This is a genomic window from Priestia sp. JSM ZJ58, assembly GCF_044383985.1.
Lineage (GTDB): Bacteria > Bacillota > Bacilli > Bacillales > Bacillaceae_H > Priestia > Priestia zanthoxyli.
Genome location: NZ_JBISEM010000001.1, coordinates 2,898,929 through 2,921,509, shown reverse-complemented (window position 1 = coordinate 2,921,509; position 22,581 = coordinate 2,898,929). Strand labels below are relative to the sequence as shown.

At 38.4% G+C, this 22,581-nt stretch carries 22 protein-coding genes; 20 read left to right on the top strand and 2 right to left on the bottom strand.

Translation table 11 applies throughout. From position 1 onward, the window contains the following. Positions 1–351 precede the first annotated feature (351 nt). From ACH6EI_RS15350 to ACH6EI_RS15290, 13 genes are all read left to right on the top strand, one after another. Entirely contained in the window at positions 352–1,500 is a 1,149-nt protein-coding gene (locus ACH6EI_RS15350; RefSeq protein WP_028413733.1) for an acyl-CoA dehydrogenase family protein, read from the top strand. 54 nt (positions 1,501–1,554) lie between these two features. After that, positions 1,555–3,180 (top strand): long-chain-fatty-acid--CoA ligase, encoded by a 1,626-nt coding sequence (locus ACH6EI_RS15345; protein WP_034264635.1) that lies wholly within the window; start codon positions 1,555–1,557, stop codon positions 3,178–3,180. After that, a complete protein-coding gene (locus ACH6EI_RS15340) occupies positions 3,170–4,051 on the top strand; it encodes a 3-hydroxyacyl-CoA dehydrogenase family protein (RefSeq protein ID WP_108674610.1) in 882 nt (293 codons plus the stop codon). The genes ACH6EI_RS15345 and ACH6EI_RS15340 overlap by 11 nt, the downstream gene beginning before the upstream one ends. A gap of 49 nt (positions 4,052–4,100) precedes the next feature. Continuing rightward, the gene (locus tag ACH6EI_RS15335) at positions 4,101–4,958 is read left to right on the top strand and encodes a 3-hydroxyacyl-CoA dehydrogenase family protein (RefSeq protein WP_028413730.1); all 858 of its coding nucleotides are present in this window, start codon (positions 4,101–4,103) and stop codon (positions 4,956–4,958) included. A 30-nt stretch (positions 4,959–4,988) separates the two neighbouring features. Then, entirely contained in the window at positions 4,989–6,137 is a 1,149-nt protein-coding gene (locus tag ACH6EI_RS15330; protein ID WP_028413729.1) for an acyl-CoA dehydrogenase family protein, read from the top strand. A 23-nt stretch (positions 6,138–6,160) separates the two neighbouring features. Beyond that, positions 6,161–7,348 (top strand): thiolase family protein, encoded by a 1,188-nt coding sequence (locus ACH6EI_RS15325; protein WP_108674611.1) that lies wholly within the window; start codon positions 6,161–6,163, stop codon positions 7,346–7,348. Positions 7,349–7,370: 22 nt separating this feature from the next. After that, the gene (locus tag ACH6EI_RS15320) at positions 7,371–8,534 is read left to right on the top strand and encodes a thiolase family protein (protein WP_108674612.1); all 1,164 of its coding nucleotides are present in this window, start codon (positions 7,371–7,373) and stop codon (positions 8,532–8,534) included. A 28-nt stretch (positions 8,535–8,562) separates the two neighbouring features. Continuing rightward, complete coding sequence (locus ACH6EI_RS15315) at positions 8,563–9,345, top strand: enoyl-CoA hydratase/isomerase family protein (protein WP_051137089.1); 783 nt, start codon at positions 8,563–8,565, stop codon at positions 9,343–9,345. 18 nt (positions 9,346–9,363) lie between these two features. Then, positions 9,364–9,768, top strand: a complete 405-nt coding sequence (locus tag ACH6EI_RS15310; protein ID WP_028413725.1) for a PaaI family thioesterase — start codon at positions 9,364–9,366, stop codon at positions 9,766–9,768. 16 nt (positions 9,769–9,784) lie between these two features. After that, the gene (gene fabG, locus ACH6EI_RS15305) at positions 9,785–10,546 is read left to right on the top strand and encodes a 3-oxoacyl-ACP reductase FabG (RefSeq protein WP_108674613.1); all 762 of its coding nucleotides are present in this window, start codon (positions 9,785–9,787) and stop codon (positions 10,544–10,546) included. 364 nt (positions 10,547–10,910) lie between these two features. Beyond that, on the top strand, positions 10,911–12,188 hold the full coding sequence (locus ACH6EI_RS15300; RefSeq protein WP_397377572.1) for an MFS transporter: 1,278 nt from the start codon (positions 10,911–10,913) through the stop codon (positions 12,186–12,188). Between the two features lie 150 nt (positions 12,189–12,338). Further along, a complete protein-coding gene (locus ACH6EI_RS15295) occupies positions 12,339–13,322 on the top strand; it encodes an NAD(P)H-dependent flavin oxidoreductase (RefSeq protein ID WP_034264623.1) in 984 nt (327 codons plus the stop codon). Positions 13,323–13,338: 16 nt separating this feature from the next. Continuing rightward, positions 13,339–14,949, top strand: coding sequence for a long-chain-fatty-acid--CoA ligase (locus ACH6EI_RS15290; RefSeq protein WP_226313287.1), 1,611 nt, complete (start codon positions 13,339–13,341; stop codon positions 14,947–14,949). Between the two features lie 59 nt (positions 14,950–15,008). Here the strand turns inward: ACH6EI_RS15290 and ACH6EI_RS15285 are convergent, their stop codons facing one another. Further along, a complete protein-coding gene (locus tag ACH6EI_RS15285) occupies positions 15,009–15,134 on the bottom strand; it encodes a hypothetical protein (RefSeq protein WP_013056562.1) in 126 nt (41 codons plus the stop codon). Between the two features lie 65 nt (positions 15,135–15,199). Then, complete coding sequence (locus tag ACH6EI_RS15280; protein WP_013056563.1) at positions 15,200–15,622, bottom strand: CBS domain-containing protein; 423 nt, start codon at positions 15,620–15,622, stop codon at positions 15,200–15,202. Between the two features lie 220 nt (positions 15,623–15,842). Here ACH6EI_RS15280 and ACH6EI_RS15275 point away from each other — a divergent pair, with 220 nt between their 5' ends. The 7 genes from ACH6EI_RS15275 to ACH6EI_RS15245 all read left to right on the top strand — a co-directional run bounded on the left by ACH6EI_RS15275 (position 15,843) and on the right by ACH6EI_RS15245 (position 22,578). Then, a complete protein-coding gene (locus ACH6EI_RS15275) occupies positions 15,843–16,307 on the top strand; it encodes a hypothetical protein (protein ID WP_028413721.1) in 465 nt (154 codons plus the stop codon). 584 nt (positions 16,308–16,891) lie between these two features. Next, positions 16,892–17,830 (top strand): cytochrome ubiquinol oxidase subunit II, encoded by a 939-nt coding sequence (locus tag ACH6EI_RS15270; RefSeq protein ID WP_108674866.1) that lies wholly within the window; start codon positions 16,892–16,894, stop codon positions 17,828–17,830. Between the two features lies 1 nt (position 17,831). After that, positions 17,832–19,799, top strand: a complete 1,968-nt coding sequence (qoxB, locus tag ACH6EI_RS15265) for a cytochrome aa3 quinol oxidase subunit I (RefSeq protein ID WP_108674615.1) — start codon at positions 17,832–17,834, stop codon at positions 19,797–19,799. 1 nt (position 19,800) lies between these two features. Then, positions 19,801–20,400 (top strand): cytochrome o ubiquinol oxidase subunit III, encoded by a 600-nt coding sequence (gene cyoC, locus ACH6EI_RS15260; protein ID WP_108674616.1) that lies wholly within the window; start codon positions 19,801–19,803, stop codon positions 20,398–20,400. Beyond that, entirely contained in the window at positions 20,401–20,697 is a 297-nt protein-coding gene (gene cyoD / locus ACH6EI_RS15255) for a cytochrome o ubiquinol oxidase subunit IV (RefSeq protein WP_033578712.1), read from the top strand. A 150-nt stretch (positions 20,698–20,847) separates the two neighbouring features. After that, positions 20,848–21,342, top strand: coding sequence for a universal stress protein (locus tag ACH6EI_RS15250; protein ID WP_026106550.1), 495 nt, complete (start codon positions 20,848–20,850; stop codon positions 21,340–21,342). A 351-nt stretch (positions 21,343–21,693) separates the two neighbouring features. Further along, the gene (locus tag ACH6EI_RS15245) at positions 21,694–22,578 is read left to right on the top strand and encodes an SDR family oxidoreductase (RefSeq protein ID WP_108674617.1); all 885 of its coding nucleotides are present in this window, start codon (positions 21,694–21,696) and stop codon (positions 22,576–22,578) included. Positions 22,579–22,581 lie beyond the last annotated feature (3 nt).

Genomic DNA, 22,581 nt, shown 5'->3' with positions numbered 1-22,581 from the left:
ATAAGGGCAGTAGCGTATATAATCCACTCAAAAATGAAAGCGTGTTCATTTCGAGGTAATAGAATAGCATATAAATGACAAAATGTGCTAAATTCGAAGAATTCAAAGATACTTATTAGTTCTTTGGATTCTTTTTTAATACAAAAAATCAGCTGATTCAAAAATAAATCAATTGATACATAGTTGAATTGAAAAAACGGCTATTTACCTCCTCAACACGTAGTTCTGATTCAAATTTGAATGTTCCTATTTTTTTATTTGTTAAAAAGTCTTATTAACTAGAGCTTGTGGTAGTTGGCATACTTCTTGCAGATAATATAAGTGAAACTTTTTTAGAGAGGAAGATGATCAATGACCGTAGCATTAACAGAAGAAATGCAGCAAATGAAAAGCATGATTCGAAACTTTGTGGAAAAAGAAGTGGAACCATTTGCACAGCAAATTGAAGAAGAAGACGCAATCCCGGAACACTTAGTAGAGAAAGCTAAAGATTTAGGGCTGTTTGGGATTAGTATACCAGAACAATATGGTGGAATTGGATTAAACACAGTAGAAAAAGCCACTGTATTAGAACAATTAGGAAGAACACATAACGGGTTTGTTTCATTAATCAGTGCTCATACAGGGATTGGAAGCACGGGTCTTGTAAAATTGGCATCAGAGTATTTAAAAAATAAGTATTTACCTGACATGGCAGCTGGCAATAAAATTGGAGCTTTTGCCTTATCAGAACCCGGTGCTGGATCTGATGCAACTAATTTAGCAACAAGAGCGGAGAAAAAAGGTAACTATTGGGTCATGAATGGCACAAAACATTTTATTACAAATGGTCCAATTGCCGATGTGTTTACAGTATTTGCATTAACCGATAGAGAAAAAGGAGCAAAAGGTGGAATTACAGCTTTTTTAGTAGAAAAAGATTTTCCTGGGTTAATTATTGGCAAGAAAGATAAAAAGATGGGTCTAAGAGGCTCTTACACATCTCAAATTATTTTTGAAGAATGTATTATTCCAGAGGAAAATGTAATTGGCGAAGTAGGAATGGGATATATGTCTGCTCTTAAAATATTAGGAGAAGGGCGTGTAGGCTTAGCAGCTAGAGCAGTTGGATCATGTGATAAATTAATTGAATTATCGGCGAGTTACGCAAAAGAACGTATTCAGTTTGGTAAGCCTATTGCTGATAATCAAGCAATTCAATGGATGCTAGCCGATATGGCAACAGAAACAGAAGCAGCAAGAACATTGACTATGATGGCAGCACAAAAAATTGATGAAGGAAAAAAAGTGGTTAAGGAAGCTTCAATGGCGAAATTATTTGCATCTGATGTGTTTAATAGAGTAGCAGATAAAGCTGTTCAAATTCATGGTGGAATGGGATATGTGTCAGACTATCCGGTCGAGCGCTTTTATAGAGATGCCCGCATTACAAAAATTTATGAAGGGACAAATGAAGTTCAACGTTTAATTATTGCTAGAAATGTTTTACAAGAGTGTTAAAAAAGAATACATCTACATGTATTAAGCTGAAACATAGAGGAAGGTGAAAGCTTTTTGCGCAATCTAATAACGCGGCCCTGGTCTACATTTTATGTAAAGGAAAAAGAACTAAGAGTTCCAGAAATTTCGTTGTACGCTATTTTAGAGAAAACAGCCAACCAATACGGGAAGCAAACGGCAATTATTTTTGAACATAAGAGAATTACGTATAGTGAATTAAAGCACCAAGTAGATTGTTTAGCCGCTTCTTGGAGAGATATGGGCGCTTACAAAGGGCAGCGAATAGGCTTAATGCTGTCCAATCATCCGGATTACATTATTTCTTATTATGCCGCCCAAGCGCTTGGGCTTATTGTTGTACAGGTAAATCCAATGTATACGCCAAGAGAACTCTTCCAAATTGTAAGCGATTCCAAAATGTCTTATCTTGTGACAGATTCAGGTGCATTAAACGCAGTTTGCGAAGTATACGAAAGCTATAAATTCAAGCATATTTTTGTATCCCAAGACCAGAAGAAGACTCAGGGTCATTTGTTCCATAGCCTAGAAGATTTAAAACGCTCTAGTCATCCCTTAGATAAACCTGCTGCTGTGTCTGTACATCAAGATGTAGCTGTTATTCAGTACACAGGAGGAACAACAGGACAAATGAAAGGAGCGATGCTAACACACTACAATTTGGTTGCAAACGTAGTCCAAAGTTATTGTATGTACGGAGAAAAAATGCTCTTAGGACAAGAAGTTATTTTAACTGCAACTCCTCTATATCATGTATATGCCATGACAAGTGCGATGAATTTAGGGATATATATTGGAGGAACGCTGCTACTATTTAAAAAATTTGAAGTAGATAACGTTTTGGAGTGTATAAAAACATATCGTCCAACTTTTTTCCCAGGTGTTCCTAAAATGTATAATGCTTTTGTGAATCATCCCGAAGTAGAAAGTTACGGACTGGAGTGCTTAAAACTGTGTTCCTGTGGATCAGCACCTCTTCCAATTGAAATTATTAAACGTTTTGAGTATTTAACAGGAGCGATAATTGGAGAAGGTTTCGGACTTTCTGAAGCATCTCCATCTACGCATCGAAATCCTACCAATGGCGTAAGAAAGATTGGAAGTATTGGAATTCCAATGCCTGGAACAGATTGTATGATTATTGACGATAATGCGCAAGAATTACCGCCTAGATGTGTTGGAGAATTACTCATAAAAGGACCCCAAGTCATGAAAGGTTATTGGAATAATGAAAAGGAAACGCTTCGCTCTTTGCAGGATGGATGGCTTTTAACGGGAGATTTAGCCACTATGGATGAAGAAGGTTACTTTTACATAGTTGGAAGAAAAAAAGAAATGGTTATTGTAGGGGGATTTAATATTTACCCTCAGGAAGTAGAGAGTATTTTGTACGAACATCCGGCTGTAAAAGAAGCAGCTGTAGTTGGTATTCCTGATCAATCGAACGGAGAGGTTATAAAGGCATATATTGTTCCAAAGGATGAGTGTCAAGTAGATTTAGAAGAATTAAAAGGACATTGTTATATGAAACTAACTCGTTATAAAGTTCCAAAGGAGTTTGAAATAAGGGAGTCTCTTCCTCGAAATGCGGTTGGCAAGTTATTAAAAAGACTATTGGTGCAAGAGGAACAAGAGAAGGAGGAACATAAAAATGCAAATTAAAGATATTAAACAAATAGGGGTCGTTGGATCTGGCGCAATGGGATCACAGATTGCTATGGTATGTGCCTTAGGTGGATACTCTGTTATTTTGCACGACGTTAGTGAAGAAAGTCTTACAAAGGCAAAAGAGTCTTTGCATGGCCATATGAATAGAAAAATAAGCAAAGGTAGATTAACAGAAGAAGAAGTAAATAATGCATTCGGCAGATTGATATTTTCTTCTTCATTGGAGGAGCTGAATCACACAAACTTGGTTATTGAAGCTATCGTAGAACGGTTAGATGCTAAGCGTGAGCTCTTTGCAAAGTTAGATAAAATAGTCCCGGAGCACGCAATCTTAGCAACAAATAGTTCAACTATTGTTAGTTCAAAAATTGCTGATGTAACAAGCAGGCCAGAAAAAGTGTGTAACGTTCACTTTTTTAATCCAGCACTGGTGATGGAACTTGTAGAGGTAGTGCGTGGACCTCATACGTCAAAAGAAACAGCTCAATTGGCAGTAGAATTTGTAAGAAATATTGGAAAAACACCGGTTCTTTTGAAAAAAGAAATTTCAGGTTTTATTGCCAATCGTATCTTAGGCAAGTTAATGGATGAAGCTGTTTACTTACTAGAAAATGGATATGCTGATCACGAAGAAATTGATCTGGTTTGTACAAAAGCTCTAAATCACCCTATTGGTCCTTTCTCACTTATGGATTTAACAGGAATTGATGTAAATTATTTTGTTCGGATGCAGCGATATCAAGAAAGTGGTAATGAAGCTGATAAGCCCGCACAAATTGTGCAAGACAAAGTGCATAAAGGAGAACTGGGCCGGAAAACTGGAAAAGGATTTTACACTTACAATCAAGCAAAGGTTCAAGCATAAGAAAGCTCACGAAAAAGAACTGTCTTAAGACAAAGAAAGGAGGATATCAATGGTTCAACACGTAAGTGTCATTGGCGCTGGAACGATGGGACGAGGGATTGCTTACACGTGTGCGGCAGCCGGACTTTCAATTGCTGTACATGATATTGATCCTCATATGCTAAAGACCTGTAAAGAATATATAGCTGGACAATTTCAAAAAGCTTCAGAAAAAGAGCTCCTAACTGTTGAACAGGCAAACGCTTATTCTGAAAATATTTTATATACTACAAGTCTCGAAGAAGCAACTGAGCAAGCAGATTTAGTAATTGAAGCTGTTCTTGAAATTATGGAATTAAAGATTAAGATCTTTAAACAACTTGATAAATTTGCTCCTAAGCATGCTATTCTGGCGACAAATACTTCTACAATGAGTCCAACAGAAATTGGAGCACAAACAAGCAGACCATCTCAATGTATTGCTCTTCACTTTTTTAACCCCGTTCCCAAAATGAAATTAATTGAAGTTATCTGCGGATTAGAAACATCGGAGGACACGGTAGCTAAAAGCTTTCAATTTGGAGAGAAAATTAAAAAAGAATGTGTCAGGATTAACGAGTTCCCAGGCTTCGCAGTCAGTAGAATGAATTGTTTAATAGGAAATGAAGCAATGAAAATGGTAATGGAAGGTGTTGGAAGTATTAATGATATTGATAAAGCTATGAAGCTAGGTTTAAATCATCCAATGGGTCCTTTAGAGCTAGCAGACTTAGTCGGGTTAGATACGAGGCTGCGTAATATGGAATATCTCTATAAAACACTAGGTGAGACATATCGTCCTTGTCCTATTCTTACTAAGTATGTAAAAGCTGGAAGGTTAGGTAAGAAAACTGGAAGAGGATTTTATGAATATGATCATGAAAAGTAGCGAATTAGAAAATAGAAAGAAGGGTTGAGAATGGACTTTCGTCTAAGTGAAGACATTCAGTTTTTGAAAAAAAATGTGCGGGACTTTGTACAAACAGAAGTAGAAGCAGTAGCGATGCAGATAGAACAAGAGGATAAAATTCCGCAGCGAATTATCGACATGTCGAAAGATTTAGGCTTATTTGGACTAAGTATTCCAGAGCAGTACGAAGGGCTTGGAATTGGAATGGTTGGAAAGTGTGCACTATACGAGGAGATCGGAGCTACGCACAACGGATATACAACGTTAATTGGAGCACATACAGGAATTGGTACAGTAGGTATTGTAGAAATGGGCAACGACGAACAAAAACAAAGATATTTGCCCGCTATGGCTCGAGGTGAAAAAATTGGGGCGTTTGCGTTAACAGAGCCTAGTGCTGGTTCAAACGCTACGAATTTAAAAACAACTGCTGTGAAAAAAGGAGACAAATATATTTTAAATGGGACAAAGCACTACATTACAAATGCTACAGAAGCTGATGTGTTTACAGTAATGGCCATAACAGATCCAGATAAAGGGGCAAAAGGCATTACATCTTTTATTATAGAAAAAGATTTTCCCGGTTTTCATGTTGGAGCTGTAGAGAGGAAGATGGGGCTTAGAGGCTCACATTCAGCTGAAATTATTTTAGAAGATTGTGAAGTACCCGTTGAAAATGTATTGGGAGCAGAAGGTCAAGGATACGTTAACGCTCTAAAAATTTTAGCAAATGGACGTGCTGGATTAGCAGCACGCAATCTTGGTTCCTGCCAGAAGCTGCTTGATCTAAGTGCAGCGTATGCACAAGAACGAATTCAATTTGATGTTCCAATTATTGAACATCAAGCCGTATCACATATGCTTGCTGAAATGGCTGTAGACGTTGAGTCGTTACGATCATTTACATACCGCGTAGCATGGATGGTTGATGAAGGAATGAAAGTAATCAAAGAAGCGGCTATGCTAAAACTATTTGGTTCAGAAGCATACAATCGCGTTGCAGATAAAGCTGTACAAGTTCATGGAGGCATTGGCTATATTGCTGACTATCCAATTGAACGCTTTTTCCGAGATGCTAGAATCACCAGAATATATGAAGGAACATCTGAGATTCAGAAAAATATTATAGCTGGACAATTAAAAAAAGAATATAGTTAACGGTTAGTAAAGGAGGAGAAAAAATGCAAGAAGAAATCGTTATTGTAAGCGCTACCAGAACACCTATTGGGCGTTATGGAGGTGCTTTGAAAGAAGTCAGCTCCGGTCATCTAGCAAGTCTTGTTATCGAAGAGTCTGTAAAAAGGGCTAATATCGCGGCGGAACAAGTGAGTGAAGTTATTTTCGGAGAAGTAAGACAATCAACAGAAGCATCGAATGTTGCCAGAGTAGCGGCTCTAAGAGCAGGGATACCCGATACTGCACCAGCTTTTACCATCAATCGATTATGTGCATCAGGTATGCAGGCAATCGCCTCAGCTGTTCAGCAGCTACACTCAAATCAAGCAACAGTTGTGGTGGCAGGCGGAACAGAAAGTATGAGTCGTGCACCTCTTTATTTAAGAAATACACGTTTTGGAGGAGACAGATCTACTTTAGTAGATTCAAATACAGAAAATGGTCAGCAGCCTCAGGAGATATATGGTCAGCATCTAGGTATGGGAGTTACAGCGGAAAATGTAGCTGAAAGGTACCATATTTCAAAAGAAGATCAGGATGGTTTTGCAGTAGAAAGTCAACAAAAAGCTGCCAAAGCTATAAAAAATGGGGCATTTAAAGATGAAATCATTCCAGTTAAGATCCAACAAAGAAAAGCCACTGTTACAGTTGATCGAGACGAACACCCTCGCCCTCAAACGACAATTGAACAGATATCGAATTTAAAGCCTGCTTTTAAAGAAAACGGAACTGTTACAGCTGGTAATACTTGTGGACGAAATGACGGAGCTTCTGCATTAGTTTTAATGAAAAGAAGAGAAGCTGAGCGCTTAGAGCTTAAACCTCTAGTAAGAATTGTCGATTGGGCGGCAGCTGGAGTTTCTCCAGAAGTTATGGGAATTGGTCCTGTTCCAGCTGTAAAAAAATTATTACAAAGGACTGGAAAAAAAGTAGAAGACATTGGGCTTTTTGAGCTGAATGAAGCATTTGCTTCTCAAGCTTTAGCTGTTATTCGAGAGCTTAATTTAGACGTAAATAAAGTGAACGTCAACGGAGGGGCAATTGCTCTTGGTCATCCTGTTGGAGCAACAGGCGCTCGTATAGTAACCACTTTACTTCATGAGATGATCCGGAGACAGGAGAGATATGGAATTGCTACTCTTTGTGTAGGTGGAGGACAAGGTATGGCAATCATGATTGAAACCATTCTTTAAATGTTAATAAGGAGAGGATTTTATGAAACAGCCTGTTATCGTATCAGCGGTTCGAACCGCCATTGCAAAACAAGGAGGAACTCTTGCTAATATAGATCCCTCCGTTTACGGCGCTGCTGTCATGAAAGAAGCAATCGAACGTGCTTGTATTCAATCAACAGATATTGATGATGTCATCTTTGGAAATTGTCTGGCTGGAGGAGGAAATATGGCAAGGTTAACGTTACTCGAAGCCGGTTTGCCTCTAGCAATTCCTGGTATGACCATTGATCGTCAATGCGGTTCAGGAATTAACAGTATAGGTCTTGCCGCTGATCAAATTCGAGCAGGAAATGGAGAGATCTTTCTTGCGGGTGGAACAGAAAGTATGTCACGTTCACCATACTTACTTGCACCACAAAGCAGACCTTACGATCGAATGCCACCTCAATTTATAAAGCGAAAACTTTCTCCGAATCATATTGGAGATCCTTCTATGGGGATTACTGCGGAAAACTTGGCTGAAAAGTACGAAGTAACGAGAGAAGAACAAGATTTATTTGCTTTAGAAAGTCAGCAAAAAATGACCAACGCGATAAACAGCGGATACTTTAAAGAACAAATTGTACCTATTAATATTACGAATAGAAAAGGAGAATCTTATTTATTTAATCATGACGAACACGTTCGTCCGAGTACGACCATAGAAGATTTATCAAAACTTTCTCCCGCCTTTAAAAAAGAAGGAAGTGTAACGGCAGGAAACTCCTCTGGTGTTAATGATGGAGCGTCAGCAGTTGTACTTATGTCCGAAAATCGTGCAAACGAAGAGGGCATAGAAGTATTAGCGAAAGTAAAAGAGTGGGCCGTTGTAGGAGTAGATCCAAATATGATGGGGATTGGGCCAGTGCCAGCTGTTCAAAAAGTGCTTCAAAAAGCAGGCTTGTCTCTTGAAGATTTCGATTTAATTGAATTTAATGAGGCGTTTGCTGCTCAGGTACTTGCTTGTAATCGAGAGCTATCTATGAATATGAAAAAAGTAAATGTAAATGGAGGAGCAATTGCTCATGGTCACCCTATTGCAGCAACTGGGGCTATGTTAATTACAAAACTGGTGTATGAAATGAAAAGACGGGATGCAAAACGCGCACTCGTAGCAGCCTGCATCGGTGGAGGGCAAGGCATTGCTTTAATACTTGAACGATAAAATCATCAATAGTGGAGGTATCGTAAATATGATTACATTTGCAAATATAGACGTGCTGAAAAAAGGACAGCTTGCTTATATCGTAATTAATCGTCCTGAGCAGAGAAATGCATTGACAAAAGAAACGTTAGAAGAAATAACAGAAGCCTTAGAAGAAATAAAGAAAGATGAAACGGTAGCTTGTTTAGTTTTTACGGGGCAAGGAGATAAATCGTTTGCAGCGGGAGCTGATATTGGTCAGCTGCGTGAAAAAACAGTGCTTGATGCGTTAAGCCAAAGCGGTATGCAGCATGTGTACAATCTTATAGAAGGTTTTGAGAAGCCAACTATTGCTATGATTAATGGTTATGCTTTGGGAGGAGGCTGTGAATTAGCCATGTCCTGTGATATACGAGTCGCTTCTACAAGTGCCAAGCTTGGTTTACCAGAACTAAATTTATCAATTATTCCAAGTGCTGGAGGAACCCAGCGCCTAGTCAGAATTGTAGGGAAAGGAAAAGCACTGGAGCTAATTTTAATGGGGAAAATGGTTGATGCCGATGAGGCCCTTCGAATCGGCCTTGTATCAGAAGTTGCTAAGCCGGAAGAACTTGAAGCAAAAGTAGAAGAAGTCGCCAATCAAATTCTGTCAAAAGGCCCGTTAGCTGTGAAGTTAGCTAAGATTGCTGTAAATTTAGGGTCCGACGTGGACATGAAAACGGGGTTAATGATTGAAAAGCTTGCTCAAGCTATTCTCTTTTCATCAGAAGATAAAAGAGAAGGAACAACAGCGTTTCTAGAAAAACGGAAACCTGAGTATCAAGGAAAATAAGAAAGGAGGAAGCGTGAGTTGCCAATTACAGTAGAGGATATCCGCGAAAAATTTGAAGAGAACCCGTTCTTTATGCATATAGGGTTTGAGATTGTTAGATTTGAAGAAGGAAATGTGAATATAAAGTTAGATATTAAAGAACATTTACTTAATATAAATGGAACCCTTCATGGCGGTGTTCATGCGACAATGCTCGATTATATCCTTGGCATGGTTACTCGATCTGTAACAAAAGCAAAGGTAGTGACAACAAATTTAACTGTTCATTACCTTTCGAGCATATCTCAAGGAGAAATCTTTGCGGAAGCTAAAGTGCTGCAGGAAGGATATAAACTTGCTTTTACTGAAGGAGAAATTAAGGATGGTCAAGGAAATATTCTTGCAAAAGGGATTGGTACTTTCAAGCTGATTCGAGATAAATGAAAAGAGGAGAATAACAGTGGGTCAATTAAAAGAGAACGTAGCGTATATCACTGGGGGAAGTAAAGGAATTGGCAAGGCAATCGCCAAGACGTTTTCTCGTGAAGGAGCAAAAGTTTGTATTGTAGATCTTAATGAACAGGAACTCTATCAAACGATAGAGGAATTTCAAATGGAAGGACTGGACGTAACAGGTTTGGTCTGTGATGTAACGAAACGAGAGCAAGTAGAGAGCAGTATGGAAGAAATAGTCCGTACATTAGGGAGCATTGACATCCTTGTTAATAATGCAGGATTAACGAGAGATAATTCTTTTCATAAAATGACTGAAGATGATTGGGATCTTATTATGAATGTTCATTTAAAAGGAACCTATTTTTGTAGCCAAACTGCTCAAAAATATATGGTCCAGCAGCAATTTGGGAGGATTATAAATATTTCTTCAGTGTCTGCGTTAGGAAACAAGGGACAAGCTAATTATGCAACTGCCAAAGCTGGCATACAGGGGTTTACTAAAACTTTGGCAATAGAGCTTGGCAAATTTGGTATTACTGTCAATGCAATTGCCCCTGGATTCATTGAAACTGATATGACTAAAGCTACCGCAGAACGACTAGGCCTTAAATTTGAAGAGTTAATCGAAGAAAAGAAAAAGGAAATTCCCATGCAACGTACTGGAAAACCCGAAGATATTGCAAATACGGCACTCTTTTTTTCATTAAAAGAATCCTCCTTTGTCAACGGTCAAATCTTATACGTAGCCGGAGGGCCAAAATTTTAATAATAGTAGTGTAAGAGCAAATGATTGGTGAGTTGTTAATACCAATCGTTTTTTTATAAGATTTATAAAAGAACGTTTGATTTAAATATGAATTATGATTTTTCTTTGAATCACCGGCTTGTTTCAATAGATAAAGGAACGGGTCACATACTTAATGCATTACTAAATTTTTTATAAATATTTCTCTTATAAGAGTGGGGAGATTAAGGCTTTTGGAATGGCATAAAACTTGCATTTATTTATGGCAAGCTGAAGGAATACTGCAAATCCTTTTTCAAAAAAAGAAAAAAATGTACCACTGAACCATTTGATAAACGTTTTAGCTGAAAGTTCAAAAATAAAAATGAAGAAAAGAGGGATTCATATGCGATGGTTTGTTCTTCTAATGCTATTTTTCGGCGCAGTTATTAACTTTGCAGATAAATCAATTATAGGGCTTGCAGCTGTTCCTATCATGAAAGAAATGAACTTATCTTATGCCGAGTGGGGGCTTGTAGGGAGTAGTTATTACTGGCTTTACCCCATAACAGGTATTTTCGGAGCAGCATGGGCCGATCGGATTGGAGCTAAAAAAGTCCTTGGCTTTTTAATGTTAACATGGGCTTTTTTACAATTTGGTGTCTTAGCTATTGCTGCTTTACCACTACTAGTTATTTACCGAATTTTATTAGGGGCATTTGAAGGCCCATTTAGTCCAGTTGCCTATAACCATGCAGATAAATGGTTTCCACCAAAGCAAAGAGGATTTGCTAATTCTATCGTAGTTGCTGGCGGAACTGTAGGAGCTATGATTGCCGCACCGCTTCTTGTTTCTCTAATTACTCTATTAGGATGGAAGGCTGCTTTTGCTTGTCTTGGACTAGCGAGTATTGTGTGGTTTTTCTTGTTTCAATTCTTTACCAAAGAGAGTCCAGTGAAAAGGTATCAAAAAGTGCAAAAGAAAGCACAGCTAGAAAAAATAAATGTAAAAGATTTTTTAAAACTCCTTGGGTCTCCTTCAGCTTTATTTACAACGCTAGCCTATTTTTCAACATATATTTTAGTTGTTTGGTTTTCAGTTTGGTTACCTATTTATCTAGTAGAAGCAATAAAAATGTCTCCTGGCGAAATGGGGTATAGCGTCGCGATTATTGGAATTGTTTCTGTGCTCATTTATACAGGAGTTTCGATGCTGTCTGATTATTTGTTTAAGAAAAACGAAAGCTGGCAGATATCAAGGATATTTGTAGTAGCGGGAGCTATGATAGCAGGAGCTTTACTATTAGCGTCTATTACAGTCTTTCAAAATCCGCTATGGGTGGTTATCGCTATGTGTCTAGCCAAAGGTTTAACCTACGCTATTTTGCCAATTGGACCAACTATTATGATTAATGAGTGGCCTGAACGCGGTGCATTAATGACAAGTATTTTAACTTCTTCAGGTAATATCGCAGGAATTATCGCTCCCATTTTAACTGGTTATATCGTTGGGCTAGCTGGAGCAAACAAAATTGCAGGTTACAACTTATCAATTATCTCAATGGCAATTCTCGTTTTGGTTTTTGGGATACTATTTGCGTTTTTTGTCAAACCATCTGGAGCAAAAAAGAAAGCTTTAGATCACGATGATTTATCTGAAAATTCAAATATAAAATATTCATAACCTAAAACAATCGATTATTGCACAAGACAAACCTTCGCGACTAAGGATGGCATAGTCTTATGAGGCGACGCCATTTTAATCAACTAATTATTTTCTCATAAAGACGTTGAATATACCTAATATAAATGGCTATAAAAAGGAGGGTAAAAGATGAAAACCCGTATTACAGAGTTGCTAAATATTCAATATCCGGTTATTTGCGGAGGTTTATTTAGAATTGGACGAGCTCCTTTAGCTGCTGCTGTTTCAGAAGCTGGCGGGCTCGGTATTATTACATCGGCCACTTTTGAAACAGCAAAAGAGCTGCGGCACGAAATCCGAAAAGTAAGAGAATTAACGGATAAGCCAATTGGCATTAATATTAACTTATTTCCAAGTGTGAAGCGGATGCCAAACGAAGCCTATATAGATGTATTACTAGAAGAAGGTATACGTATTGTAGAGACCTCTGGCAGAAGCCCTGAGCCATATATGAAAGTATTAAAAGACAATAACGTAGTCGTTATTCATAAAGTTGCCGGAGTGAAATATGCAAAAACGGCTGAACGAGTAGGATGTGACGCTGTAACTGTAGTGGGATTTGAAGCGGGAGGTCACCCTGGAATGGAAGATGTGGGAAATATAGTTTTAGTCCCTCAAACAGTTGATGCACTAACTATCCCCGTTCTTGCCGGTGGTGGAATTGCGGATGGACGGGGATTGGCTGCCATGCTAGCTCTCGGAGCAGAAGGTATTGTTATGGGCACACGATTCCTAGCTTCTCAAGAGGCACTAGTCCACGACAACGTGAAAAAGTGGATGGTACAAGCTTCAGAAGGAGATACGGCATTAATTCAAAAAACAATTGGTTCAACTTCAAGAGTCGCTCGAAATGCGATGGCTTTACAAGTGATGGATGCTGAAAGTAGAGGGGCTTCACTAGAAGAACTGTTGCCACTAATTTCAGGGAAAAAGGCTGTGCGGGTATATAACGAAGGAGATATCGATGCAGGAATCTTTTCATGCGGTCAATCTGTGGCCAGAATTCAAGAGATAAAAACGGTACAAGAAATCATTTTAGGAGTAGTAAATGAGGCAAAAGCCACTGTGGAAAGAATGGGAAACAGGTGGAGCAAAGTTAATGAATTAAAATAGTTAAGGGGTGAGAATAGTGAACTGGATTGGGAATAGGAAGTACCCTGAATCTCTGCCTCAGGAAATTGAAATTCCTTCATTAACGCTATATGACTTGTTGGAGCATTCAGCTCATCGTTACCCGTTACGAGTAGCGGTGATAGAAAGAGAAAAGGAGCTAACTTATGTTGAATTAAAGACAGCCTGTGAGCGTCTTGCATCAGCTTTACATCAAAAAGGATTTTGTAAAGGAGATCGAGTCGCTGTAATGTTACCAAATTGTACGGAATATATTATCTCCTACTATGCAGTTCAACGCTTAGGAGGAATTATTGTACAGGTAAACCCCATGTATCAAACGGATGAACTAGATTATATTTTACAGGATTCTGAAGCCGTATGGTTTATTAGTCGTGAAGACCAAAGGACAAAAATAGATCAAATAAACTTGAAGACTCCACTCAATTTTATTTCAACTAACAACAAGCAAAATGAAGAAGATAACCTTTATTTTTTGATTAAAAAAGGAGAGAAAGAACTTCCAAAGCTTAAAATTGAACCCAAGGAAGACTTAGCGGTTTTGCAATATACAGGAGGAACAACAGGTAAGTCTAAAGGAGTCATGCTGACTCATTCTAACTTGTTCTCCAATGTCTATCAAGATCTTTCCTGTACATTAAACGTTCTTCCACATCAAGAATCACCTGAACGAATGCTAGGTTTAGCGCCGTTATTTCATGTATATGGCATGGCTCGTATGAATTGTTCTATCTTTTCTGCTTCAACGTACATTGCTGTAGAAAGGTTTGAGATAAATGAAGTCATAAATTTAATTCGAAAGCACCGACCAACCATTTTTCCAGGTGTACCAACTATGTATGTAGCGCTACTTAACCATCCAGATTTAACAGCTGAGGATTTATCATGCTTTAAATATTGCAGTAGTGGTTCAGCGTCTCTCCCTATAGAGATCCTTCAAAGATTTGACCAAAAGTTTAATCTACCCATTTTCGAAGGGTATGGTATGACGGAAACGTCACCGACCACTCATAGAAATCCAGTTGTAGGAAAAAGAAAACAAGGAAGTATTGGTCTTCCCTACCCAAATACAGATGCTAAAATTGTAGATATTGAAAAAGGCATTACAGAATTGATGCCTGGTGAAGCGGGAGAGTTAATTATTAAAGGCCCCCAAGTAATGAAAGGTTACTGGAGGAAAGAGAATGAAACAGAAGCGGTAATACGACATGACTGGCTATATACAGGAGATATTGCTACTATGGATGAAGACGGTTATTTCTATATTGTAGGAAGAAAAAAAGATATGATTATTGCTAGTGGATATAACGTTTATCCAGTGGAGATAGAAGATATTATTTATCAGCATCCAGCTGTAAAAGAAGTATGTGTGTTTGGAGTACCAGATTTTTATCGAGGGGAAACCGTTAAAGCTGCGATTGTTTTAAAAACTGATGCATCTGCTACAGAACAGGAATTAGAAGAATGGTGCAATTTAAGGTTAGCTAAGTACAAGGTCCCTCGCTTGATTGAGTTTAAAAATAAGCTGCCTAAGTCCACGGTAGGAAAAATTTTGCGCCGCACATTAGTGGAAGAGGAAGAAGAGAAAAGAAAGAAAGAAACAGATTAGGATTTCACTAAAAAAAGGATTACAACCGAGCCTCTGCCGATTGTAATCCTTTTTTATTCTTACTTTTTCTTTTGGCTTTTTGCACGATTAGCGTCAAGCTCAGCCGCATATTCTTCTTGAGACTTTCCTTGCTTTTGACTCTCAGACTGAATCTTTTTAAATTTGTTATCGTTTAAATTTGGCATATTAGCACCTCCTTGCAGACAGGGTTATTTTGTACAAACATTAAGGATTTATATGCTAAAAAGTTTTAATGAACTTGATTAGAAATTTCGCTCAATGCTGCACCGGCTTCATCAACATATACGTTCACGGTCGCAAGGTCACCGATTGCACAGATTCCAACCATATTATTATTCTCCACTACAATAATGCGGCGAATTTGATGATCGGCCATCATACGTGCACATTCATGAATATCCGTATCTGGAGAACAAGTAATCACATCTTTAGTCATACAATCATGGCAATGCACAGTGTTGCAATCTTTTCCATCCGCCACGCAGTTTAACACGATATCACGGTCTGTGATCATTCCCATTACTCGATTTTCTTGACACACTGGCACAGAGCCACAATTAATATCACGCATTAATTTTGCTGCAGCTGTTACTGGGTCGTGCGGTGCACAAGCTTTCACATCTTTAGTCATAACTTCACGTACTGTAGTCATTTTTAATTCCTCCTTTTAATTAAACATTCACCTCCGTATTTTCTCCATGCACATGCAGAATATGAGAATCAATAATTTCCTGAAAGCAAAAAATCTTGTAATAAAAGACGAATAAAAGAACGAACGCAGTGTAATAAACACATAAAAAAGAGCCTATTACACAAACTAAAGAGAATATGGTTTAGCTTACATTTTCGTAACGGCAGGAGTTGGGTACATAATGAAAGGAAAGTTAACGCTTTTGGCAGTACTTTTATTGCCTTGGCTGTCTATAATAAAAGTTGATAAATTTGTCTTTAAAAGATACCTACCTGTTTTGACATTTAGTTCATTAGTTATTGCTTTTATCAGTGAGTTATCTAAAAGCTTTACATGGTGGAAAGTGAGGAAACCTCTTTTCCCTAAACTTTCAAGCGACGTTTCTTTTATATTTGGACCGTTTTTTATAGCTAATTTTTGGGTATTCAAGCTGACCTATGGGAATTTCAAAAAATATTTGTTAATTAACATCCTATTTGACTATCTATTTGCTTATCCCTTGACCAGTTTGGCAGAAAAATTAAAGGTATACAAAATGGTCAACATGACGCGTTTTCAACTTTTTGTGATCTCGATTGCCACTGCTCTTATTAATTATTTCTATCATTATTTTATAGAAGATGTATTAAGGAAGAGAAGGCAATAGCTGATAGTTCGTTAACGTGAATTACTGCAAAATGATAAGGAGCCTCGCACGTTTATCATTCAGAGCTCTCTTTTATCGCTAGAGAAAATCAATACTCTCGCACAGACCAAAGAGCTAGAGGAATATAAGGAAGTCGTGACTCTCTTAACAAAAAATGATTGATTGGATGTTTCAGCAAGTAAAGCAAACAAACTAGTAAGAAATAAAGCTCCATACTTCATTACTCCCAAAAAGCTCTTCCAGTTAATAAGAACTGGAAGAGCTTTTTTACTTTTATCAGAATCTACGCGCTAGGAGAAAGATATTTCACACCACATTTAACCAAATATGTGACGAAATTATGGTAAAGCCATTTAAACTAAATAAAAATCGCTTCAAGTGTGAGAAATATCACACCTTTTAAACATACAACATGATAATTTTTTAGGAGTAAGCAATATGTCATGACAAACTTCAATATGTTAGGAGGTTTTTAGCCTTTTAATCTGTTGAGATGCATCTCTAATATGAACGTTTATATACCATTATTATGTACAGAGATTTAGAGGAAGGGAGCCTGAACTTAGGTGAGAAAGCAAAAATCAATGCATATTGTCAAGTTAATCATTCTCTCCGTATTCATCACAATTTTTTTAGCAGGCTGTGATAGTCGTTATTTGATTTTAAATCCACAGGGGGCGGTAGCTCAAAAAGAATACCAGTTAATTATTTTTTCCATAATTTTATGCGCAATTGTCGTTATTCCTGTTTTAGGTCTGCTTGTGTATATCGTTTTACGCTACCGTGATAAGCCTGGAAACAAGGCTCCGTATCGACCAGATTGGGACGATAGCAAGCGTCTTGAATTTATTTGGTGGGGCATCCCCATTATTATTATTGGCATTTTAGGTTTCGCTACGGCCAAGACGACTTATGAATTAGTAGATCCGCCGAAAAAAGATGTAAAGCCGCTAACGATTGAAGTAACGTCTCTTGATTGGAAATGGTTATTCCAATATCCGGATCAAGATATTGCGACAGTCAACTATGTCGAAATTCCAAAGAATGTGCCCGTTCAATTCGTGCTAACGTCAGATGCACCTATGAATTCCTTTTGGGTACCCCAGCTAGGAGGACAATTATATACAATGCCGGGAATGGCCATGGGGCTTTGGCTACAAGCTAATCACAAGGGAGAATATTTTGGTTCGGGTGCTAATTTTACGGGTGAAGGGTTCGCTCATATGAACTTTAAAGTTAAATCTACATCGACAAAAGAATTTAATCAGTGGGTAAAGCAAGTGAAAGAAACATCACCAGCTTTAACAAAAGCTGATTATAACAATCTTGCCAAACAAGGTCTTTCCTTGGAAAAATCGTACTCTACCATTCCTAAAGGTTTGTTTCAAGAAATTGTTATTAAAAACGGTGGTCAATATTATAGTCAGCATCACCATATGAAAAATGAAGACATGAAGACTATGAATGTGGCTTCTGAAGAACAAGCACATACACAGCATGAGCACCAGGAAGGGGGAAACTAAGTTGTTAGACAAATTAAAAGATTTTTCATCTCATTTTTTTGTGACAGGGGAGCCAATGATTTACGGAGCCGATGTCGCCATATTGTTAACACTAGCCGGTATTATTTTTGTTCTTACGTATCTTAAAAAGTGGAAGTGGCTATGGCGTGAGTGGCTCACAACGGTGGATCATAAAAAAATTGGAATCATGTATATGCTTTCTTCATTGTTAATGCTGTTTCGAGGCGGAGTAGATGCATTATTAATGCGTATGCAGCTAGCATTTCCCCAGTGGCATTTTCTAGATTCTAATCATTACAATGAAATTTTCACTACGCACGGAACCATTATGATTCTATTTATGGCAATGCCGCTTATGTTTGCTTTCTTTAATATCGTTGTGCCGCTTCAAATTGGAGCAAGAGATGTCGCCTATCCTTTTTTAAACGCGGTAAGCTTTTGGCTATTTTTCTTTGGCGCCATGCTTTTCAATTTGTCGTTTGTAACCGGAGGATCGCCAGATGCAGGGTGGTTGAGTTATCCGCCGCTTTCTGGCATGCAGTTCAGTCCTGGACCAGGTCAAGATTTTTATATTTGGGGCATTCAAATATCAGGTATTGGCAGCTTGGCTTCTGGAATTAATTTTATTATGACCATTTTAAAAATGCGTGCGCCTGGCATGAAACTTATGCATATGCCGCTATTCACGTGGTCTGTTCTAGCAAGCTGTATTATTATCATTTTCGCATTTCCTGTATTAACCGTAACGCTTGCTTTATTGTTTATCGACCGCTTCTTTGACGGACACTTGTTTACCATGACCGGCGGTGGAAATCCGATGATGTACATTAACTTAATTTGGATGTGGGGACATCCTGAAGTGTATATCGTTGTACTTCCTGCATTTGGCATTTTTTCTGAAATCGTTGCAACGTTTTCTCAAAAGAAGATATTTGGCTATAAATCTATGGTTTTTTCAATGATGATTATTAGCGTTCTATCGTATTTCACATGGGTGCATCATTTCTTTACGATGGGTGCAGGTGCTAATGTAAATGTGTTTTTTGCTATTACGACGATGGCTATCGGAATTCCAACGGGTGTTAAAGTGTTCAACTGGTTATTTACAATGTTCCGCGGCCGTATTCAAATGACCCAGCCGATGCTATGGACAATTGCTTTTATCCCGTGCTTTGTTGTGGGAGGAGCAACGGGTGTTATGCTTTCAGCAGCTCCCGCAGACTATCAGTATCATAATAGCTACTTTTTAGTTGCACACTTTCACCAAGTGTTAATCGGAGGCGTTGTATTCGGTTTTTTTGCAGGTTTGTACTATTGGTGGCCAAAAATGTTTGGCTTTAAGTTAAATGACCGTCTTGGCAAATGGGCATTTTGGACGTGGAATATTGGTTTTTATGTATGCTTCATGCCTCAATATGCACTAGGGTTTATGGGAATGACGCGCCGTATTTATACGTACGATTTTGACATGGGATGGGGACCGCTGAACGTTATCTCTACAGTGGGAGCCTTCTTTATGGGAATAGGGTTTATCTTTCAAGCATGGCAGATTCTTCATGGCATTAAGTACGGAGAACGAGATGTAACAGGAGATCCTTGGAATGGCCGCACATTAGAATGGTCCATTCCTTCACCTCCGCCGCACTACAATTTTGCAGTGATTCCAACAGTAACCGGGCAAGATGCGTGGTGGACGATAAAAGAAGAAAGAAAAAAGAAAAAAGCGAAGGAAGCAGCGGCTTTTTCTCCAATTCATATGCCAAAGAATTCAGGTATCCCGTTTATTATGTCAGTTTTTTGGTTCATTGCTGGTTTTGGCTTAACGTTCCACTGGGTATGGATGGCGATATTCGGTTTGACAGGAGTCGGAGCTTGTTTACTAGCTCGTTCTTTTCAATACAACTCGGATTATTATATTCCCGTTGATGAAATTCGACATACAGAAAATTCAGTAGGGAGGGTCGGGTAACATGGCATATGCGACAGCGCACCACGAAGAACATCATCATGAACATGATGAAGAAATCAAAGTTATGGGTTTTTGGCTTTTCCTCGTAACGGACTGCATCTTATTTGGAGCATTATTTGCTACGTATGCTGTTCTTGTTAATCATACTGCAGGAGGCCTTACGGGAAAGGAATTTTTTGAAGTCCCAGGATTTGTTTCTGAAACGTTTATCTTATTAACGAGCAGCTTTACGAGCGGATTAGCTGTATTAAGCATGCACAAAGGAAAAATAAAGTCTTTAATTGGCTGGCTAATCGTAACTCTGCTTTTAGGTGTATGCTTTGTTGGCCTTGAAATTCATGAATTTCAAACAATGGTTCACGAAGGAGCAACCATTTCCACAAGCGCATTTTTTACGGCTTTCTATACACTAGTTAGTACACACGGGCTGCACGTTTCGGTTGGAATCATTTGGATGATTTCAATTACAATCCAGTTAAAACGATACGGAATTACCTCTGTAACAAAACGAAAAGTGACGATTATCAGCTTATACTGGCATTTTCTTGATGCTGTCTGGATCTTCCTTTATACGGTTGTGTATTTAATGGGGGTGATGTAGATGGAGAACCATGGGTCGTTAAAAGCTTATACAACCGGATTTATTTTCTCAATTATTTTAACCGTTATTCCTCTGCTGCTGGTATTAAACCACGTACTTGCTAAAAATATATTACTAGCTAGCATTCTAGGAATGGCCGTGCTTCAATTTTTCGTTCAATTGTTTTTCTTTATGCATATTAAAGACGGAGAGAAGCCTCGTTATAATGTGATGGCTTTAATACTTGGAATCGTTTTTGTTATTACGATTGTAGCAGGATCTATTTGGATAATGACTTTTAACTCTCAAGTTCAATAAAAATGGAGCCGTGTACGATGTGCGCGGCTCCATTTTTTATTAATTTCTATAACTTGTGATAAAAATCACATACTTTCGCTTGCGCAAGAAGTACAATAAAAGTGTAGCAAAGAAAGTTCTTTATAAACGAATGTTAAAGGAGAGATTATGATGAATATGGCTTATCGTAACATCCTCGTAGCAGTAGACGGTTCTGTAGAAGCGGAGTGGGCATTCAAAAAAGCAGTTAACAGTGCGAAAAAAAATAACGCTCATTTGATAATTTGTCACGTTATCGATATACAGGCGTTAAGTCCATCACCTTATGCATTTTATACGGATACACGCTTTCAAGATGCAGAGAAATTTGCTGAAGAACTTTTAACCAACTATAGTAACCTAGCCATTAAGGCTGGAGTAACGAAAGTCGAGACCTTAATTGAACACGGTTCTCCTAAAACAAAAATATCTAAAAAAATTGCTCCCGATAAGCACGTTGATTTAATTGTATGCGGTGCAACCGGGTTAAACGCGGTAGAGCGTATCTTAATCGGAAGTGTATCTCAGCATATTTTACGCTATGCCAAATGTGATGTGTTAATCGTTCGCACGCCTAAAGAAGCTGAAGAGGAATCAAAGCCTTTACAAGTAGAACTAACAGAGTAGCAGGCACAGACGAGAAATAAAACTTGTTGTGTACAGCAAAATACAAAGCTCTCACCATTTCATTTATTTAAAGAGTGGGGGGAAACGTATTTTAGTTAAAAGAAGATCCGAACAAGGAGTCAAGGTTCTCAAGAGAGAACGTGACTCGTTCGGATTTTTTTATTGTGATGGTGAATGTAGTTTTCATGTATCCAGCTGTTTCTAGCTGTTGATTGAAAGGGAATAGCAGAAAGAAAGGTGAGGATAGTAGAGCACATCAAACATGTTTATGAAAGAAGAAGAGGGGAAGAACAAGCATATAGAAAACTTTTCCTTAGTTGGTTAAGGTTGATTTATAAAGGAGTGACGAATATGTCAAAGTTAAATAATCCATTAACTCAATATTTCCATGAAGACTATCCAAAGCAGTATCAAGAACCGCCTGGTGTACAAAAAGACATGAACGTCATCCCAGACTGCGGGGAGAACAGTTACATAGGTGCAGGTAAATTAAAAGGCAGAAAAGCTCTTGTAACAGGTGGGGATTCAGGTATTGGCCGAGCAGCAGCTATCGCTTATGCAAGAGAAGGAGCGGACGTTGCGCTTAATTACTTGCCACAAGAGCAAACTGATGCAGAAGAAGTAAAAAAGCTTATTGAGGCAGAAGGCAAAAAAGCAGTACTCATACCTGGTGATGTAGGCGAAGAATCTTTTTGCAAGGAGCTAGTAGAAAAAGCTTATAAAGAATTAGATGGATTAGACGTTTTAGCGCTCGTAGCAGGTAAACAGCAGGCAGTAGAAGATCTTGCTGATTTAGAAACGGATCAGCTGCGCAAAACCTTTGAAGTAAATGTATTCTCTTTATATTGGATCGTAAAAGCAGCGCTGCCTTATTTACCGGCAGGTGCTTCTATTATTACCACAAGTTCTGTACAAGGCTATAGCCCAAGTCCTAATTTATTAGATTATGCAGCTACAAAGTTTGCCATTAACGGATTCACTCGCGGACTAGCCAAGCAATTAGCTCCAAAAGGTATTCGCGTTAACTCCGTTGCTCCAGGACCTATCTGGACGCCGCTTCAAATTTCTGGAGGGCAGCCAAGCGACGCTATTCCAAGCTTTGGACAAGATACACCTTTGCAGCGTGCTGGTCAGCCGGTAGAGTTAGCAAATGTATACGTATTTTTAGCTTCAACGGATGCAAGCTACGTAACAGCTCAAGTTTACGGAATTACAGGCGGAATAGAACTAGCTTAAAAC